A 1,212-nucleotide genomic window follows, 5' to 3' on the forward strand; every position below is an offset into this window, starting at 1 on the left:
ACTATGGCTTTTTAGGCCAGTTAATGTCTGGTGCTGATGTAACATCAATACGGCTCAGTGATATTTGGTATTTTTTCCAAGCTACTAACTGTGCTTTTTCCTCATCGTTTGCCATATTTAGATCCATAGCATCTTGTAATGGTGCGATTTGGTTTGTTGCTTCGGCTATTAATTGCTGCTTTTGAAGTTTAGCCTGTTGCTGCAATTCTTCTTTTGTGGGTGGAGGGATATCCGCCCATTCCGGTAAACCATTTTTGCCTGCTATACGGTATTTTCCTTCTGGCGCATTATTAGCAGCATATTCTTGATAAATATCATTACTGACTTCTATAACATCATCAGGAAAACTCCCGGCATCAATATAATCTTGCTTAAACTCTGCTGGATAAAAATTATCCCGCTTTGGACTGTAATAATACATATCTTATTTAATCCTTTTTGTAGATTATTCCCCAACAGCAAACCACGTAAAGAACCAGCCAGCTGATTTATACTGTGTTTGGAAGCTATCAGTAAATAGATTGAAAACGGGCCATTGATTATCACCACCCTTAACTGGACGGTCATAATAAATATTCGTCATAACAGAAAAACACTTATTTTTAAATGGAATAGGAAATTTAACTACACCACCCGTTACCGATATTCCCCATTGATAGATTAACCCTGTATTCCCGCATTTCCACCAGCCATTTGCAGATAGATTTGCAGTATTTTTTACACCATATCTGCCGTCTGATTCCCCTTTCGTGTAACTTTCTCCCCTGACTGTATAATTTCCAGCTGGCTGATAGTTTCCGAGGGGTTGGTATCTGTCATCTGATTCTGATTTGGTATAGATTTCCCCATGAACGGCATAATTGCCCACAGGTTGAGCCCCCACATCTCCGGCATTCAAACTGACATCCCCACTCAACGCCTTGCCGTTAATTTTCCGACTGCTCGGCACCGCATTATTCGCCTTATTTACGGTTTCCACTAAACCAAGGTTTACCATAACTCATTAATTTACCGTAACTCTTATCAACTCAGCTTTTTAAAGTGTTAAACGGATCTAAATATGGTAAAGATCGCGTATATTCACGTATCAATAAATAACCAAAGTGGCGAATTAGAGAGAAAGATATTAGCCGCGAAGAAATTACAAACACATTTTGAGTAATAAATCAGCAAAAAATTAGCACCATCTTGCCTTGTAAGTTCAGAGAATGT

At 38.8% G+C, this 1,212-nt stretch carries 2 protein-coding genes; both read right to left on the reverse strand.

Annotated elements, in window-relative coordinates; genetic code table 11:
* Nucleotide 1: 1 nt before the first annotated feature.
* The gene (locus tag C6H66_RS24845; RefSeq protein WP_105397047.1) at nucleotides 2-421 is read right to left on the reverse strand and encodes a tail fiber assembly protein; all 420 of its coding nucleotides are present in this window, start codon (nucleotides 419-421) and stop codon (nucleotides 2-4) included.
* A 24-nt stretch (nucleotides 422-445) separates the two neighbouring features.
* A complete protein-coding gene (locus tag C6H66_RS26295) occupies nucleotides 446-898 on the reverse strand; it encodes a gp53-like domain-containing protein (RefSeq protein WP_181150310.1) in 453 nt (150 codons plus the stop codon).
* Nucleotides 899-1,212 lie beyond the last annotated feature (314 nt).

The sequence above is a fragment of the Photorhabdus hindustanensis genome, from assembly GCF_002968995.1.
GTDB lineage: Bacteria > Pseudomonadota > Gammaproteobacteria > Enterobacterales > Enterobacteriaceae > Photorhabdus > Photorhabdus akhurstii.